16 protein-coding genes are annotated in these 17,120 nt (G+C 68.2%); 9 read left to right on the top strand and 7 right to left on the bottom strand.

The window, feature by feature from the left end; genetic code table 11:
* Nucleotides 1-36 precede the first annotated feature (36 nt).
* Complete coding sequence (locus tag HV826_RS13330; RefSeq protein ID WP_176417394.1) at nt 37-948, top strand: DUF4382 domain-containing protein; 912 nt, start codon at nt 37-39, stop codon at nt 946-948.
* A 174-nt stretch (nt 949-1,122) separates the two neighbouring features.
* Nucleotides 1,123-1,692, top strand: a complete 570-nt coding sequence (locus HV826_RS13325) for an ester cyclase (RefSeq protein ID WP_176417393.1) — start codon at nt 1,123-1,125, stop codon at nt 1,690-1,692.
* Here HV826_RS13325 and HV826_RS13320 read toward each other — a convergent pair.
* Nucleotides 1,686-2,615, bottom strand: a complete 930-nt coding sequence (locus tag HV826_RS13320; RefSeq protein ID WP_176417392.1) for a hypothetical protein — start codon at nt 2,613-2,615, stop codon at nt 1,686-1,688. The two genes, HV826_RS13325 and HV826_RS13320, sit on opposite strands and share 7 nt — an antisense overlap.
* 11 nt (nt 2,616-2,626) lie before the next feature.
* Nucleotides 2,627-3,325, bottom strand: a complete 699-nt coding sequence (locus HV826_RS13315; RefSeq protein WP_176417391.1) for a hypothetical protein — start codon at nt 3,323-3,325, stop codon at nt 2,627-2,629.
* Between the two features lie 193 nt (nt 3,326-3,518).
* On the opposite strand from HV826_RS13315, the gene HV826_RS13310 reads away from it, so the two are divergent.
* Complete coding sequence (locus tag HV826_RS13310; protein WP_176417390.1) at nt 3,519-3,875, top strand: hypothetical protein; 357 nt, start codon at nt 3,519-3,521, stop codon at nt 3,873-3,875.
* Between the two features lie 60 nt (nt 3,876-3,935).
* Nucleotides 3,936-4,571, top strand: a complete 636-nt coding sequence (locus HV826_RS13305; protein ID WP_176417389.1) for a pentapeptide repeat-containing protein — start codon at nt 3,936-3,938, stop codon at nt 4,569-4,571.
* 7 nt (nt 4,572-4,578) lie between these two features.
* Here the strand turns inward: HV826_RS13305 and HV826_RS13300 are convergent, their stop codons facing one another.
* Complete coding sequence (locus tag HV826_RS13300; protein ID WP_176417388.1) at nt 4,579-5,178, bottom strand: sigma-70 family RNA polymerase sigma factor; 600 nt, start codon at nt 5,176-5,178, stop codon at nt 4,579-4,581.
* Nucleotides 5,179-5,398: 220 nt separating this feature from the next.
* Here HV826_RS13300 and HV826_RS13295 point away from each other — a divergent pair, with 220 nt between their 5' ends.
* Genes HV826_RS13295 through glgB form a run of 4 tightly spaced genes read left to right on the top strand, consistent with a single transcriptional unit; the run spans nt 5,399 to nt 12,599 of the window.
* Entirely contained in the window at nt 5,399-7,396 is a 1,998-nt protein-coding gene (locus HV826_RS13295) for an alpha-1,4-glucan--maltose-1-phosphate maltosyltransferase (protein WP_176417387.1), read from the top strand.
* 15 nt (nt 7,397-7,411) lie between these two features.
* Nucleotides 7,412-9,067 (top strand): maltose alpha-D-glucosyltransferase, encoded by a 1,656-nt coding sequence (gene treS / locus HV826_RS13290; RefSeq protein ID WP_176409327.1) that lies wholly within the window; start codon nt 7,412-7,414, stop codon nt 9,065-9,067.
* Nucleotides 9,064-10,398 carry a phosphotransferase gene (locus tag HV826_RS13285; protein WP_176417386.1) on the top strand — a complete coding sequence of 445 codons (1,335 nt, stop codon included), beginning with the start codon at nt 9,064-9,066 and terminating at the stop codon, nt 10,396-10,398. Before treS ends, HV826_RS13285 begins: the two co-directional genes overlap by 4 nt.
* The gene (gene glgB, locus HV826_RS13280) at nt 10,395-12,599 is read left to right on the top strand and encodes a 1,4-alpha-glucan branching protein GlgB (RefSeq protein WP_176417385.1); all 2,205 of its coding nucleotides are present in this window, start codon (nt 10,395-10,397) and stop codon (nt 12,597-12,599) included. The genes HV826_RS13285 and glgB overlap by 4 nt, the downstream gene beginning before the upstream one ends.
* A 24-nt stretch (nt 12,600-12,623) precedes the next feature.
* On the opposite strand, the gene HV826_RS13275 is transcribed toward glgB, so the two are convergent.
* The gene (locus HV826_RS13275; RefSeq protein ID WP_217917100.1) at nt 12,624-13,790 is read right to left on the bottom strand and encodes a M12 family metallopeptidase; all 1,167 of its coding nucleotides are present in this window, start codon (nt 13,788-13,790) and stop codon (nt 12,624-12,626) included.
* Nucleotides 13,791-14,569: 779 nt separating this feature from the next.
* Between HV826_RS13275 and HV826_RS13270 the strand changes: the two genes are divergently transcribed.
* A complete protein-coding gene (locus tag HV826_RS13270; RefSeq protein ID WP_176417383.1) occupies nt 14,570-14,779 on the top strand; it encodes a hypothetical protein in 210 nt (69 codons plus the stop codon).
* A 203-nt stretch (nt 14,780-14,982) separates the two neighbouring features.
* On the opposite strand, the gene HV826_RS13265 is transcribed toward HV826_RS13270, so the two are convergent.
* The 3 genes from HV826_RS13265 to HV826_RS13255 are packed head-to-tail and all read right to left on the bottom strand — an operon-like array spanning nt 14,983 to nt 17,114.
* Nucleotides 14,983-15,504 (bottom strand): gamma-glutamylcyclotransferase, encoded by a 522-nt coding sequence (locus HV826_RS13265; RefSeq protein ID WP_176417382.1) that lies wholly within the window; start codon nt 15,502-15,504, stop codon nt 14,983-14,985.
* A gap of 18 nt (nt 15,505-15,522) precedes the next feature.
* Nucleotides 15,523-16,119, bottom strand: coding sequence for a GbsR/MarR family transcriptional regulator (locus tag HV826_RS13260; RefSeq protein WP_176417381.1), 597 nt, complete (start codon nt 16,117-16,119; stop codon nt 15,523-15,525).
* Entirely contained in the window at nt 16,116-17,114 is a 999-nt protein-coding gene (locus HV826_RS13255; protein WP_176417380.1) for a polyprenyl synthetase family protein, read from the bottom strand. The genes HV826_RS13260 and HV826_RS13255 overlap by 4 nt, the downstream gene beginning before the upstream one ends.
* Nucleotides 17,115-17,120 lie beyond the last annotated feature (6 nt).

Genomic DNA, 17,120 nt, shown 5'->3' with positions numbered 1-17,120 from the left:
GGAATTCCGGCGGGCCCCTTTCGGGACGTGCCGACCATGACTCTTCGCTCGCGCTTGTTGGCCCTGCTGCCCATCGCCCTGCTTCCCCTGATGGCGTGTGGCGGCAATGAAGGCAAGGTCACCCTGCTGCTGACCGACGCGCCGGGGGACGACCTCCGCACCGCCGTCGTCACCATCTCTGAAATCTACCTCCAGGGCGGCGACGACGGCCGCGTGGTGCTGCGCGATTCGCCCGCCACCGTGAACCTCCTGGAGCTCGCCAATTCGACGTCCGAGCTGGTCTCCGAAGCCGTGGTCCCCAATGGGGACTACTCCGAGCTTCGCTTCGTCATCACCGGTGGCTACATTGAGGTGGCGAACGAGGATGGCTCGTCGACCGTGTTCGCGTCGTCAGCCGACTACGCCGGCCTGCCCGCGGGCACGCAGGTGGGCGGCCAGCTCCACATGCCCAGCTACGGCGCGTCCGGGCTGAAGGTGAAGTTCTCCGAGAAGCTGACCATCGAAGGCGAGCAGAAGGTGCTGCTCGTGGACTTCGACGTCGGCCAGAGCTTTGGCAAGGAGGCGGGCAACTCAGGCAGGTGGGTGATGAGTCCGGTCATCAAGTCCGCCGAGATGACGGCCTCCGGCAGCATCCGCGTGACGGCGGACACGGCCGCCACGGTGGCGCTGCCAGTGGTGGACGGCCGTCAGGTGACGCTGGGCGACTTCAGCGCGGTGATGACGAACGAGGCGGGCAGCCGTGAGCGGCTGGCGCTGGCCGACGCGGACGGAGACGGCACCTATGATGCGGTCTTCAAGTTCCTCATCCCGGGCACCTTCACGGTGCAGCTCGAGCCGCCCGCCTCCGTCAGCGCCTCCACCGCGCCTGAGCACCCGGTGACGGTGGACGTGGGCTCGGGCCGCGATGTAGCGCACCACTTCACGATTATGGGCGCGACCCGGCAGTAGCGCGGGCGCGACCTGCACACGGTTTCATGGGGACTGGCGCGGGGTCGGTTTCCATGGCGAGGCGTCGGGGCGAGTTCCCCGACGCCTCGTTTTTTTTCTGCGTCATCAAGGCTTTCGTAGGAAATCCGGTCACGGGTACGCTCGGTGATTCCACCACGCCGCGAAGAGGCAAGCGTGCTCACCGAACAGGTCCGCCAGGCGCGTCAGAAGCTCGTATTGGCCCACTTCCGTGACGAGGTCCGGCAGGACTGGGACGCGGTGCTGTCGACCTTCCCGCACCCGCATTACGAGCTGGTCCCGACCCTGACGGTGCACGATGGCGACAGCGCGGTGCGCACGTACTACCGCGACACCCGCATCGCCTTCCCGGACCAGACCCACGAAATCATCTCGCTGCGCCACAGTGACGACGCCGTCATCGTGGAGTTCTGGCTGATGGGGACCCACCTGGGGCCCCTGGGCGCGATACCGCCGACGGGCAACCGTTTCCGGGTGAGGATGACGGGGTTCTTCATCTTCGATGAAGCCGGGACGCTGGTCTGCGAGCGCGTCTATTTCGACACGCTCAGCATCCTCAAGCAGCTCGTCGGCGGGCTCGACTTGAAGCGCCCGAAGAACTGGCTCCTCGCCGTCCGGTGCTTCAAGGGACTCCTCGCGATGTCCAGCGGTCAGCCTGCCCCGGCCCTGACGCAGACCCCGCCGCCGTCCTTCAGCGACGAGCCCGCGTCGAAGGCCGCTCAGTAGACGACGAGCGCCTGCGGCGCGTGGTAGCTGACGATGGTCAGCACCGGGATGCGCGGCGCCTCGTCATCCGTCTCCGCGCCGCCCGACGTGAGGCGGACGCCGTCGAAGCGCGCGAGGATGACGTAGTCGCGCCGGGTCTCCAGGAACGGGTCGGCGCTGGCCAGACGGCCGAGTGCCTCGCGGCCCGTCTCGTCGGAGATGTTCTCCACGAAGCGCCGCGTGGTGCCGCGGCCGGAGCGCTCCGCCGTGGTCACCGCGCCGCGCCCGCCCACGTCACCCGAGTACGCGATGACGGAGTCGATGCGCTCGCCATAACCCACGACCTCGTCCGTCTGGACGGAGCGCAGGGCTTGCTCCACCAGCCACACCGTGGGTCGCGCACCTTCCGAGCGCTGGTCCGCGACCTGAGCGCGCAGCAGCACGTAGCGGCCCTTGTACGTGTCCGGCCGATCCATGGCGGAGGTCAGCGAGAAGATGGGGATCTGCTTCTCCTGGAGGTAGCGCAGCTCGCCCGTCACGCTGCCACCGCGCTGGGCCACCACGCGGGCGATGAGCTTCGCGCCTTCGGGACGGACGCTCAGCTCCTTCGCCCAGGCGCGGCCCAGCAGCGCGTTGAGCTGGGTGAAGGGCGTGTGCTCGATGCAGGCCTTCAGGCCATCCCACGCCTCATCCCGTGAAGCGCCCTGGAGGCGCCGCGCGGCGGCTTCACACACGGCCGGGTTGGCGTACCGGGCGGCGAAGGCCCTGGGGTCCGCGGTGGGGCTGGGCGCGGGCGGCTCCGGCGGAGGCCTGACGGCGAACACCTCCTCCTTCGGGTGCGGCGCGTCCTCAGACCACGTCACATGGGAATGCGAGGCGCCGCAGCCGGCGGCGAACGAGCCCAGCAGGGCCCAGGTGGACAGCTTCCAGGAAGGATGGCGCATGGGCGGAACCCCTAGAGGGAAGCGGAGCCAGGGCTGGTGGAGCGGTTGCGCTGCTGGACGGTGGGCGCGGGGTGCGCACCGGAGCGAGGCGCCGGCAGCACGACGGCGCACGCATCCGCGCACCTGTCACTCAGGCACGCCTGCGTCTGGGGCGCGGTGGCTTGCTGGGCGACCTCCGCATAGCAGCGGTCCGCGGTGCCCGGACAGTTGGCGCGGGCGGCGCACTCGCAGCACGGCGAGGCCACCGTGGCCATGAACTGCACCTCTTGAAGGACGCTGGCCAGCGCGCGGTAGCAGGAGCGAGCGCCGGGAGCGAAGCGGCCCTTGGCATCCACCACGAACGACGTGCCCTCCAGGCCGCACTGGTCCACGGCGGTGATGTAGCGCCGCTCACAGAGCGCGGTGAGCGTCGCGTCCGGGCGGCCCTCGCGGATGTTGCCCACCGCCTCCGTGCACAGCGCGCGGCTCACGTCCTGGAGGAGCTTCTTGTTGGACGCGTCCTGCGCATCGCTGGGCGAGCCCGCGGACAGGTCCGCCTCAAAGACGCATTCCTTTCCAGCGCGCAGGGTGTCCACGGTGCAGGACCACGCGGTGGGAGACTCATCCGCGACAGGGGGCGCCGCGAGCGCTTCGGGCGGAATCGCTGGCGCGCTGGACTCCGGCGCCGAGCCCAACAGGAAAAGGGAGACGAGGATCGCCTTCATGGACATGGCAGGTTAGGACGACGCCTCGCCGGGCACAAACCGCCCCGCGTCAACTGTTCCGCGAACAGCGGCGTGCTCCCCTTCCCTACCTCCGCCGCGCCGGTCCGACGTCCACCGCCCGACGAAGCGGAGGCCTCGGAGCCCTGGAGCGTCCGCCCCGAGCCACGCATGATGGCGCCGGTTTCCTCGCAAGGGGTGGATGGTGGGACGTTCGGAAGACGCGGCGTGGCGGCCATATGAAGACGGGGGCTCCATCGGGTGGATGGGGACCCAGGGCGGCATCATCGCGCGGGATGAGGACTTCGGCGGGCTGGCGCGGCTCACCTACGAGCTGGATGACACCCGCTCCTTCCACGCCATTGCCTGCTCCGTCACCGGCTGGCTCCTCTACCACCGCTTCTTCGACAACGCGGCGGCGGCCACCGCCGCCTTCGAGGAGATGAAGCCCGCACTGGAAGCGCTCCTCACTCAGCTCCCCGAAGGAGGGCCGACGTCTCCCGCGAACACCCGCCTTGCCGGGCCCGTGTTGGCGGCCTTCACCGTGCGTCATGGATAGATGCCCGGAGCGAAATGCCTTGGCCAGCGAGCGCCCACTGGCGTTAGTGACGGGCCCGCCATGTCCTCCCAGCGCCTCCATGAAGAAGACAGCTTCGAGAACGAGACCTTCGCCGACCTGAACCTGCAGGAGGCGGACCTCGGCGGGAAGGAGTTCTACCGCTGCACCTTCCGCGACTGCACCCTGCAGGAGAGCCGCTGGACGAGGACTCGGATGGAGGCCTGCGTCTTCACCGGCTGCGACCTCACGCGCGCGCGGTTCACGGAGACCTCCCTGCGAGACGTGCGGTTCGAAAGCTCCAAGTTGATGGGCATCGACTGGAGCGACGTGGGCACCTTCCCCGAGGTCACCTTCGACGGCTCCAACCTGCGCTACTGCACCTTCGCGGGGCTCAGCCTGCGGAAGACGGCGTTCCTGCGCTGCACTGCGATGGAGCTGAACTTCATCGACACGGACCTGTCCGAGTCGGACTTCAGCGAGTCGGACATCACCGGCAGCAACTTCCGAGGCTGCACGCTCACGAAGGCGGACTTCGGGACCGCGAAGGGCGTGTTCATCGACCCCGCGCGCAACCGGGTGAAGGCCACGCGCATCCCCGTGGAGGCCGCGGTCAACTTCGTCCAGACGCTCGGGCTCGTGGTGCCCGGCTACGGAGAGGCCCCGTCGGCGAAGACGGAGCGCAAGAAGGGCCGTTGAGGGAATCTCAGGCGCTTGGGCGCAGCACCTCCAGGAGCGCCCCCAGCTTCTCCAACGCGAGCCGCGCGCGCGTCTTCACCGTGCCCAACGGGTCGCCGGTGCGCTCGGCAATCTCCCGCTGGGAGAGGCCTTCGAAGTAGGCCAGCGCCACCACCTCGCGCTGCTCCGGCGGGAGCTGGGCCAGCGCGGCCACCACCCGGACACGCGCCTCCCCTTGGCTGGCCGCTTCGTCGGGCGCGTCGGGCGCGGCGCTGACCGGAGGCGCCTGGCGCGCCGCGCCCTCCACCAGGCGGGCCGCTGTTCCCTGCGCCCGCAGCCGGTCGATGGCGCGCGTGCGCACAATCGTCGTCACCCAGGCCTCCAGGCCGCCGCGTTCTGGATTGAACTCTCTGGCGCGCCGCCAGACCTCCAGGAAGGTCTCCTGCAACACCTCCTCCGCGTCAGCGTGGTTTGGTAGCAACCGCAACGCGATGGCGAAGCACCGTCCGCCGCAGCGCGTGTAGACGTCGCGCATGGCCCGCGGGCTTCCCAGGGCGACCTGCCGGAGGAGGGCCAGGTCCAGCGCAGGGTCGCTTGCTCGGAGCACAGCGGAGGAAGGAGGCGCCATGTTCGTCCCGGATAGCTCAATCAGCAGGGCAGTTCCCAGCTTCAAGTATCGGCAGGCGGGCGCCCGGGCGCGCTGTGCCTTCCAGGGTGGGCAGTGCCCGCCCCCATCCTTAACGTTGACGAGCCAACGCGGCCGGCGCGCAAGCCGTCCAGCATCGACAACAATCGCGATTCGCCGCGAGGCCATCACAACCCAAGACCTATAAGGGCCGCCAGCCACCATGACTGAACGACTCGGAAGCGTATTCATCGAGGGAGTCAGCCCCGAGCTGGACGCGGGACGCCACGCCGTGAAGCGCGTCGTGGGAGAGCGGTGCACCGTCAAGGCCGATGTCTTCAAGGAAGGCCATGACGTCCTCGTCGCCGTCATCCGCTGGCGCCAGGTGACACCCAAATCCCAGCAGACCGACTGGGCGGAAGTGCCCATGCGCTTTCTCGGCAATGACCGGTGGGAAGGCGACTTCCCCCTGACGCGGAACGGCCGCTACGAGTACACGATAGAAGCCTGGCCAGACCTCTTCCGGACCTGGACGTCCGAGCTGAAGCGCAAGGTCGACGCGGGCCGCGACGTGCGCAGCGAGCTGCTGGAAGGCGCCGCCCTGCTGGAAGGCGCCGTCGCCCGAGCCCGCTCGGCGAAGCAGTTGGACGACGCGCGGGTGTTGACCGAAGCGGCTGCCCGGCTGCGACAGGCCCCCTCCCCTGACCTCCTCGCCGTGGCCCTGGCGCCCGAGCTGGCCGACGTGGCCTCGGCCCATCCGGACCGGTCGCTGGCCCGCCGCTACGACAAGGTGCTGGAGGTCTTCGCGGACCGGCAGAAGGCCCGCTTCAGCGCGTGGTACGAATTCTTCCCCCGTTCGGCGCTGCGCGACGGCGTCACCCACGCCACGTTCCGGGACGCGGAGGCCTGGCTGCCGTACATCCAGCAGCTCGGCTTCGACACCGTCTACCTCCCGCCCATCCACCCCATTGGCCGCACGGCGCGCAAGGGCAAGAACAACAGCCTCACCGCGGCGGCCGACGACGTGGGCAGCCCCTGGGCCATTGGCGCCTCGGAAGGCGGCCACAAGGCCGTGCACCCGAAGCTGGGGACGCTGGAGGACTTCCGGCACTTCGTGGAGACGGCGCAGGCGCACGGCATCGAGGTGGCGCTGGACCTGGCGTTCCAGTGCTCACCGGACCACCCCTATGTGAAGGAGCATCCGGAGTGGTTCCAGCACCGGCCGGACGGCACCATCAAGACGGCGGAGAACCCGCCCAAGCGCTATGAGGACATCGTCAACTTCGACTGGATGGGCCCCGCCCGGGAGTCGCTCTGGGCGGAGCTGGAGTCGGTCGTCCTCCATTGGGTGAAGCACGGGGTGAACACCTTCCGCGTGGACAACCCCCACACCAAGCCCACGCAGTTCTGGGCCTGGCTCATCCGCCGCGTGCAGGAGGCCCATCCGCAGGTCCTCTTCCTGTCCGAGGCCTTCACCCGGCCCAAGGTGATGAAGGCCCTGGGCAAGGTGGGCTTCACCCAGTCGTATACCTACTTCACCTGGCGCAACTTCAAGGGCGAGCTCCAGGAGTACCTGGAGGAGCTCACCCAGCCGCCGGTGTCCGACTACTTCCGCGGCAACCTCTGGCCCAACACGCCGGACATCCTCCCGGAGTTCCTCCAGAACGCGGGGCCTGGCGCCTTCCGCCTGCGCGCGGCGCTGGCGGGCACACTCTCCTCGGTGTGGGGCATGTACTGCGGCTACGAGCTGTGCGAAGGCCGCCCCATCCCGGGCAAGGAGGAGTACACCGATTCGGAGAAGTACCAGTTGGTCGCATGGGATTGGGACCGGCCCGGCAACATCCGGGACTGGATTGCGCGCCTCAACGCCGCGCGCCGCACGCACCCCGCGCTGCACCAGTACGGGACGCTGCGCTTCTTCTCGTCGAACAACGACCGCGTCCTCTTCTACGGCAAGCGCACGCCCGACGGCGGCAGCATCGTGCTGATGGCCGTGAGCCTGGACCCGTATGCCGCCCAGGAGGCGCTGCTGCACGTCCCGCTGGAGTGGCTGGGCGCGCGCCCCGACGAGACGTATCAGGTGCACGAGTTGATGTCGGACCAGCGCTCGCTGTGGCAGGGTCCCGACGTACAGGTGCGCCTGACGCCCGAGCAGCCCGCGGCCCTCTGGGCCGTCCACCGGTTCCGCCGCACCGAGAACGCGTTCGACTACTACGAGTGACACCCCGAGAGGCGTATGGACCTGGATCCCCTCTGGTACAAGAAGGCTCTTATCTACGAGCTGCACCTTCGTGCCTTCCATGACTCCAACGGCGACGGCCACGGGGACATCCCCGGCCTGATAGAGAAGCTCCCGTACCTCCAGGACCTGGGCATCAACTGCCTCTGGCTTCTGCCCCACTACCCCTCACCGCTGCGCGATGACGGCTACGACATCGCGGACTTCTACGGCGTCCACCCGGACTACGGCACGCTCGCGGACTTCCAGCGGCTGGTGGATGAGGCGCACAAGCGCGACATCCGCGTCATCACCGAGCTGGTGGTGAACCACACCAGTGACCAGCACCCCTGGTTCCAGGAGGCGCGCAGCGACCCCAACAGCCCCAAGCGCGACTGGTACGTCTGGAGCGATACCGACGAGCAGTACAAAGGCGCGCGCATCATCTTCCTGGACACGGAGCGCTCCAACTGGACGTGGGATCCCGTGGCCAAGCAGTACTTCTGGCACCGCTTCTTCAGCCACCAGCCGGACCTCAACTACGACAACCCCGAAGTGCAGGAGGCCATGCTGGACGTCATGCGCTTCTGGCTCAACATGGGCGTGGACGGGTTCCGCTGCGACGCCGTGCCCTACCTCTTCGAGCGCGAAGGCACCAACTGCGAGAACCTCCCGGAGACGCACGCCTTCCTCAAGCGCCTGCGGAAGACCATCGACGCGGAATACCAGGGGAAGATGCTGCTGGCGGAGGCGAACCAGTGGCCGGCCGACGTACGCGTGTACTTCGGCGACGGCGACGAGTTCCACATGGGCTTCCACTTCCCGGTGATGCCCCGCCTCTTCATGGCGGTGCGCCGCGAGGACCGCACGCCCATCGTCGAAATCATGCAGCAGACGCCGGACATCCCGGACAACTGCCAGTGGGCCATCTTCCTGCGCAACCATGACGAGCTGACGCTTGAGATGGTGACGGACGAAGACCGGGACTACATGTACCGGGAGTACGCCACCGACCCGCGCATGCGCATCAACCTGGGCATCCGCCGCCGGCTGGCGCCGCTGATGGACAACGGCCGCCGGCGCATCGAGCTGATGCACAGCCTGCTCTTCACCCTGCCCGGCACGCCCGTCCTCTACTACGGGGACGAGATTGGCATGGGCGACAACATCTACCTGGGCGACCGCAACGGCGTGCGCACGCCCATGCAATGGACGGGAGACCGCAACGCGGGCTTCAGCCGCGCGGACTACGCACGCCTGTACGCGCCCGTCATCGCCGACCCGGTGTACGGCTATCAGTCCATCAACGTGGAAGCCCAGGATCGGGTGAAGTCCAGCCTCCTGCACTGGGTGAAGCGGATGATTCGCATCCGCCAGCGCTACCCTGTCTTCTCCTTGGGGAACCTGCGCTTCCTCCAGACGGACAACCGCAAGGTGCTGGCCTTCATCCGTGAATGGGAAGGCCAGACAGTCCTCGTGGTGTGCAACCTGTCGCGCTTCGCCCAGCCCGCGGTGCTCGACATGCGTGATTGGGAGGGCTCGGTGCCGGTGGAGTTGATTGGAGAGACCCCCTTCCCGCGGGTGGGTGAGCTGCCGTATCAGCTCTCCATGGGCCCCTACATGTTCCTGTGGTTCCGGCTGGACAGGCCGCAGCAGGTGAGGAGCCTCGAATGATGACCCTCGATTTGACCAAGCTGCCTGACTACCTCAAGCACCAGCGCTGGTTCAGCGGCAAGGCTTGGCCCATCAAGCAAGTCACGGTGATGGACCACGCCACCATCGAATCAGGCGGCTGCTCCTTCAGCCTCGCCGTGGTGGACGTCATCTACGAGCTGGGCAGCCCGGAGCGCTACCTGCTGCCCGTGCATCCCTCCACGGAGGGCGTGCGGGACGCGCTGGAGAGCGACGAGTGCCTGCGGGGCCTCTTCGACCTCATCCGGACCGGAGGCCAGGTGGCGTCCGCGTCCGGCCGCGTGCAAGGCGAATGGATTGGCGGTCAGGACGGCTTGCTCGCCCTCCCCGCGTCACCGGAGGTGCGGCGGCTGCAGGTGGAGCAGAGCAACACCTCGGTGGTGCTGGGTGAGCAGGTCATCCTGAAGATCATCCGCAAGCTGGAAGCCGGCGTGAATCCGGAGCATGAGGTGGGCCGCTTCCTCGCGACCAGGACGTCGTTCCGCGCCACGCCGACGCTGTTGGGCGCGCTGCAGTTGGAAGGGGCGGCGGGCGCGACGCTCGCGGTGGCCCACCGCTTCGTGCCGGATGCGACGGACGGCTGGAAGTACACGCTGGACCGGCTGCGCCAGGAACGCGCCGTGGGTGAGCGCTTCCAGTCAGAGATGCGAGACCTGGGCGCGCGTCTGGGCGAGCTCCACCTGGCGTTCGCCTCGGCGACCGACGAAGACCCGGCCTTCACGCCGGAGCCGCTGTTGCAAGAGGACCTCCAGCGCTGGAGCGCCTCCATCGTCGGGGAGCTGGGCGTGACGCTGGCGGACGCCAGCCGGCAGAACCCGGAGCTGGAGCACCGGCGCGAGGACCTCATCGAGTACGCCAGGCGCCTGGCGCAGGTGTCGCCCTCCGGCCAGAAGATTCGCATCCACGGCGACCTCCACCTGGGGCAGGTGCTGCGCGCCAAGGACCAGTGGCTCCTCTTCGACTTCGAGGGCGAGCCCGCGCGCTCCTTCACCGCCCGCCGGGAGAAGTACAGCGCGCTGCGCGACGTGGCGGGGATGATCCGCTCGTTCGACTACGCGGAGGCGACGGTGGCGCTGGAGGGTGGCACGCCCCACGAGCGCATCAACACCATCCGCGACGCCTTCGTGGAAGGCTACCGGCAGGTGACGCGCGGCGCGGCCTTCCTGCCCACGGACGAAGACGCCTTCGACGTCATGCTGCGCGCGTTCGAGTTGGAGAAGCTCCTCTACGAAGTGCGGTACGAAATGCAGAACCGGCCCGACTGGGTGCGCATCCCCGTCCAGGCCCTCTTGCGCATGGAGGCATCCAAGTGAGGAAGCCAGCCGACAAGGCCCAGATCGACGCGGAGCTGCAGCGCGTCGTGGAGTTGCGGCATCCGGAGCCCCACTCCGTCCTGGGCATCCACCCGGATGGGGATGGCGTGGTGATTCGCGCCTTCCGCCCGGACGCCGTGGCCATCCACGTGCTGCCAGAGTCCGGCGGTCGCGTCGCGATGACGCACCGCCTGGGCGGCGTCCATGAGGCCCGCATCAACGGCAAGGACCAGACGTTCAACTACCTGCTGGAGGTGGAGTACCCCGGCAAGCGCGTCTTCACGCTCCGCGACCCGTACAGCTTCCTCCCCACCCTGGGGGAGATGGACCTGTATTACGCCGGTGAAGGCCGCCATGAGCGCCTCTGGGAGCGCATGGGCGCGCACCTGCTGCATCACAACGGCGTGCGCGGCACCTCGTTCGCGGTGTGGGCCCCCACGGCGGCGGGCGTGTCCGTCGTCGGTGACTTCAACGGCTGGGACGGCCGGCTGCACGCCATGCGCCGCATGGGCTCCTCCGGCATCTGGGAGCTCTTCGTTCCCGAGGTGGGCGAAGGCACCCGGTACAAGTTCGAGATTCGCCCCGGCCAGGGCGGCCCCAACGTCCTCAAGGCGGACCCGTTCGCCTTCCGCACCGAGGTCCCCCCCGCCACGGCCTCCGTGGTGCACGACCTGGCGCGCTACACCTGGGGCGACGCGGCGTGGCTGGAGCAACGCGCGCAGCGGCGGGACGTCCATCACCAGCCGTGGAGCGTGTACGAGGTCCACCTGGGCAGCTGGCGCCGGGTGGTGGAGGACGGCGACCGGCCCATGACGTACCGGGAGCTGGCCCCCGCGCTGGCCGAGTACATCAAGTTCACCGGCTTCACGCACATCGAGCTGCTCCCCGTGGCCGAGCACCCCTACGGGGGCTCCTGGGGTTATCAGGTCGGTGGCTACTACGCCCCCACGGCGCGCTTCGGCCACCCGGACGACCTGCGCTTCTTCATCGACCACATGCACCAGGAAGGCATCGGAGTGCTCGTGGACTGGGTGCCCGGACACTTCCCGCGCGACCTGCACGCGCTGGGACAGTTCGACGGCACGGCGCTGTATGAGCATGCCGACCCGCGCAAGGGCGCGCAGCCGGACTGGGGCACGCTGGTCTTCAACTTCGGCCGCAACGAGGTGCGCAACTTCCTCATCGCCAACGCGCTGTTCTGGATTGAGGAGTACCACATTGACGGGCTGCGCGTGGACGCGGTGGCGTCGATGCTCTACCTCGACTACAGCCGCAAGCAGGGCGAATGGATTCCCAACCGCTGGGGCGGACGGGAGAACGAAGAGGCCATCCATTTCCTGCGCGAGCTGAACGAAACGGTCCACCGCAAGCACCCGGGCGTCGTCATCATCGCGGAGGAGTCCACGGCCTGGCCCAAGGTGTCCGCGCCGGTGTCCGACGGCGGCCTGGGGTTCGACTACAAGTGGAACATGGGGTGGATGCACGACACGCTGTCGTACTTCTCCAAGGACCCCATCTACCGGCAGTACCACCACAACCAGCTCACGTTTGGCCTGCTGTACGCGTTCAGCGAGCAGTTCATGCTGCCGCTGAGCCATGACGAGGTGGTGCACGGAAAGGGCAGCCTGTATGGGCGCATGCCGGGCGACCCGTGGCAGAAGCGCGCCAACCTGCGCTCCCTGTTCGCCTGGATGTGGGCGCACCCGGGCAAGAAGCTCGTCTTCATGGGCGGCGAGTTCGGCCAGCCGGCGGAGTGGAACCACGACAAGAGCCTGGACTGGCACCTGACGCACGATGCGGGGCACCACGGCATCCTCCAGCTCGTCTCCGACCTGAACCGCATCTACCGGGACATGCCCGCGCTTCACGACGCGGACGGCGAGCCCGTGGGCTTCCAGTGGCTCCAGCCGGACTCGGCCGCGTACAACGTGTTCGCCTTCGTCCGGCGCGCGCGTCAGCCAGGACGGCACGTGGTGTGTATCGCCAACCTGTCGCCGACGGTGCGGGAGGACTACCGCGTGGGCTTCCCGCTGCAGGGCCGCTACGTGGAGCTCATCAACACGGACGCCGAGCAGTACGGCGGCTCCAACCTGGGCAACATGGGGCAAATTCACACCGAGCCCACGGGCTGGGATGGCCAGCCGGCGTCGGCCACCCTCACCCTGCCCCCGTTGTCCGTGTTGTGGTTCACGCCGGGCTGAGCCAGGGCCTGGGCGCGGGGGCGTTCACCACAGCATCACCGCGGACTCCCCTGCCCGCTCCTCGTAGAACATCCGGACGCGAAGCACGTACTCGCGTCCCTGAAAGAGCTTGAGCTTCAGGGACGCGTTGACGTCCTGGCCGCTGTCGTCGGCGCCCGTCAGGAACTGGTAGGCGCCCTGGGTGTTGTCGAACAGCACCATCACCGTGTCCGACGTGCCGAAGGTCCGCAGCTCGAACTCGCGGGTCTCCGGCGCGGTGAAGGTGAAGTTGCGCTGCTGGCCGGGCTTGAGCGCCAGGCTCACGGACTGGAAGGGCTGGAGCGGCGTGAGGTCCTTCTCCGCGATGGGCGGATAGAGGCGCTTCACCCATTCCCTGTCCCGGTCGGAGATGCCGCCCTTCGGATTCAGGCCCTTGTCGAAGTAGGGCCTGGGCTCCTTGATGAGGCCCGGACCGAAGGGATAGTGCATCACGGAGTCTGGATCCCAGGTGGAGCCCTCCACCGAGGTGGGGTCCAACTGCCGGATGATGTTGAAGAAGGTCGTCTGCCGGCTCCAGCGGTTGGGCGGCTTCGCGAGCGCCGCATAGACGGCCTCCTCGTCCCACACGATGCCGGCGTTGGGGTTCTGGTGCTCGTGCGGGAAGCCCAGCGAGTGCCCTATCTCATGGATGGCGGTGTCGAGCTCCCGGCTGCTCTCGGTCAAATCCCAACCGAAGTTCATGGTCCGCTCGTCCGGACCATGCCGGAGGACGTCGCGCCCGACAAAGGACCAGGCACCGTCTTCGCGCATGAAGCCGATGCGAAGCTCCGCCTCGCTCCGGGACTTCACCTCTTTGAACTCCAGGCCGATGCCCACCTGTTTCCATCGGCGGAAGGCCTCGCGCACGACGTCCTTCTCGGCGTCCGTCGTGGTCCACGGTATCCATTGCGTGCCGCCGTCCTGGAGCCGAACGTTCTCCCCATCCGTGGACCGGTCGAAGAAGTAGTAGCGCAGCACGGTGCCGTTGGCCCACTTCTTCTCGTTCACCCGGATCAGATGCACCCGGTGCGGATTGAGGTCCGCGGGCAGCACGCGCTCGGGTTCCTGCTTCAAGGCGCAGTGCGCGAGCTCGGGGGCGACGGCGACGACCGCTCCCCGCCGTCCCGAGGTCGCGGCGCGCCCCACGGACTTGCGGCCCTGCTTGCGCTCCACCTCCTGGCTCCTCTGAGGCTCCGATTCCGTGCGCGCCGTCCGCCCCCTGCTCCGCCCGCCTCGTCGCCTGGTGTCGTTCGTCTTCGCCATGGTTGCCCTCCCAGTGGCATGGGTTCACCCGACAATGTGATTCCCCCCTGCTCCGCGAAGCGACGTTCGGCCGGAGCAGCCGCCGCCCCACGCGTGAATCAGCCTGCGCTCCAGCGAGCCCTTCAATGCCTCTCCGCACTGAGCAACGGTGAAACACAGACATCAAAGACAAGCATCAATGACAGACAGACAAATATACATGCACTATCATCAGGCGCAGTGGGCTTACTGAACATCCAGGCATGTGGGTGTTGGCATTCGGGGGCTCCCAAAATCACTGAACATCTAGTCAGCCTGAAGACAGCGATCAGTCCCGTGGTGCCACTGAACATGACATCATGTAGGCATGATCATTTCAGACAGTGCTCGAACCACTAAACATCCAATCAGTCACAGGCGGCGATCAGCACGAGGCGCGGCACTGAGCGCACAGATGAGGTCGAGAATGCCTGCTAGTCCGTTCATGTAGGCACGACCCAGCCAGTCGCCGCACGACACACTGAACATCCGGACAGGCAACCGGCTCCGATCAGCAACCCCGGGACTCCTGCTCCGATGTTCACGTAGGCATTGCCCGGCGGGATTCCGACACACCGCCCGCACACCAGGCGCGCAGGCACCGCCGCTTGCTCCCTCCTTCATTCGACCCCAGCCTACTCCTGGGCGATCGACTCACCAGGAGGACGGGGATGACGAAGAAGAAGATCAGCGAGGGGTACGGCGGGACCAGTGAGCAGCGTCAGCGCCACCTCCAGAACGACAGCTTCTCGGAGCGGGCGCCTCGAACGCCGGACGAGACGGAGGCGGTGCGCAGCACGCCCGACAAGGACGGGCGCGAGATCACCATCCATCCGCTGGACGCCGAGGACTCGGACGACCTGTGGCGCGGCCAGCCGTGAGCCGAGCCCAGGGGCCGGCCTCAGCGCATGAACAGGAAGTAGAGCACCGCGCTCAGGGCGACGGACACCAGGATGCTGCCGATACAGCCGAGCCGGTTCGAAAAGAAGAAGAACATACGCGCGGCCCAAGCTGCGCACTCCCGGCGCGGAGGGAAGGCACCTCGCCGCGTTCTGTCCGGGGGCTTACGGAGTGCCCGCGTCGGCTACTCGCCGCGCTTCAGCCGCTCCACGTAGTCCGCCGGTAGGCCCGCGGACTGGGCGCCACGCACCAGCGCGTCCACGAAGCGGGGGCTGATGGAGCCCTCCGCCGACGCACGCCGTGGATTCGTGACGAAGGCCGTGGCCTCCAGCTCCTGACCGTCCACCCGCACGCGCACCGGTCGCTCCACGCACATGCTCGTCACGAAGCCTTCCTTGTGCTGGATGATGGGCCAGTCCTGGCCGCGAATCTCGAACAGGCGGCCGTACACCTTCTGGCCCGCGGAGTCCGCCAGCCCCGCGACACGCCCGCCCCACCAGCGCGACGGGAAGTCATAGACCAGGTCCACATCCAGGGCCTCGGCCAGCCGCCCCTCGGGCAACTCGAAGAAGTCGTAGCTGTGCTGTGAGCGCCACTCCTCGAACGCGGCGCGGTCCAGGATGGTCGAGTACGCGAAGTACAGGCGCGTGGCCGACGGGTCCGCCCCCGCACGCGCCTTCATCACCTGATCGTAGTGCGAATCCATGTCCGACCCTCCTCCAGGCTACTTCGAGCCCCGGCGCGACCCAGTGGCCTCGTCCCGGAACACGGACAGCACACCGGACACGTCCAGCCGGGACGTCTTGATGAACAGCCGCAGCGCGCGCTCCACGTGCTCGGCCAGCGTGGCCATCTTCTCCAGCCGCTGGAGCCGCTCCGGGGACAGCCCATCCTGCGTCTCGGCCAGCCGCCGGGCCTCCGCCAGGTCGGCGCGGATGCGCGCGACGAAGCCCGCCTCGCGCTCCTCGATGACGTGCGTCACCATGCGGACCAGATCGTTCTCCGCGCCGTAACGCCAGACGGTGTCCTGGGGCAGGCGCACGCGCTGGATGACGCCCCAGCGCTCCAGATCGCGCAGCAGCATGGAGACCCCGCCCTTGGACAGGTCCAGCTCCCGCTCGATTTCACCCGCGGTCAGGGGCTCACCACGCAGGTACAGCAGGGCCCAGACCCGGCCCTGGTTGCGCTTGAACCCCCAGAACTCAATGACGTTGCCCACCGCGTCCACCGCGATGGCTTCCCAGGGCGCCAGCCGGCCCTCCGCTGGCGGCGCCTCCGAGGCAGCGCTACCGGGTCCCCCCGTCCACAGGTAGCCTTTCATGCGGCGCGCCCCTGGACTTGCTCGGCGATGCCGTCCGACAGCCGCCGCGCCCAGCTCACCAGCTCCGCGCCCGCGGGCTCCTTGGCGAAGTGGCCCAGCTTGTCGAGCGCCGCCTCGATTTCGACGTTCATCCGCGCCATGGAGGCGTCCACCGCGCCCGTGGCTTCGATGGCCGCGCCAATCTCCTTCGTGCGCTCCGGCGTGATCGCGGAGAACGCCCACGCGTCCTTCAGCTTGCGCCGCAGCGACTCATCCTTGGCCACCGCCAGGAGGATGGGCATGGACGGCGTGCGCGAGTGCACGTCCGCATAACGCGGCTTGCCCACGTCCGTGCCCAGGATGTCGCGAATGTCGTCGGCAATCTGGAACGCCACGCCCAGGTGACGCCCGAAGCCGTCGAAGCGCTCCACCGCCTCGGGGTGCTCCGCCAGCGTCGCCGCCGCGTTGCCACACCAGCCAAACAGCGAGCCCGTCTTGCCCTCGGCGATGAAGCGCAGCCGGTTGAGCGGCAGGTCCAGGTCGCCGCGCGCCTCCACCTCCGCGATGGCCGCGCGGGTCATCTCGGAGACGACCGACAGCGCGCTGCGCGTCAGCCGCGCGTCCAGCAGCGACAGCTGGTGCAGGCCCGTGGACAGGATGAGGTCGCCGCTCATCACCGCGACGATGTTGCCCCAGCGCGCGTTCACCGTGGGCCGGCCGCGGCGGAACATGCCCGCGTCCACCACGTCGTCGTGCAGCAGGCTGGCGGAGTGGATGAGCTCCGCGGCCACGGCCACGTCCACCAGCCGCTCCGCCGCGACCCCCACCGCGCCGCCGAACAGCCGCGTCAGCATGGGGCGCGCGCGCTTGCTGCCGCTGCCCAGACAGAGGTGGCGGGCCGCCTCCATCAGCGTGTCGCCCTTCACGTCCGGACCGGCATCGCCATCCACCAGGGTGCTGCCAAGCCGCTGCTCCACCGCCCCCAGAAAGTCCGTCAGCTCCCGAGCCAGATCCATAGTGCG

The organism is Myxococcus sp. AM010, assembly GCF_013372585.1.
In the GTDB taxonomy this organism is placed as follows: domain Bacteria; phylum Myxococcota; class Myxococcia; order Myxococcales; family Myxococcaceae; genus Myxococcus; species Myxococcus vastator.
Note: the sequence above shows the minus strand (reverse complement) of the source record. Positions and strands in the feature narration are given on the sequence as shown.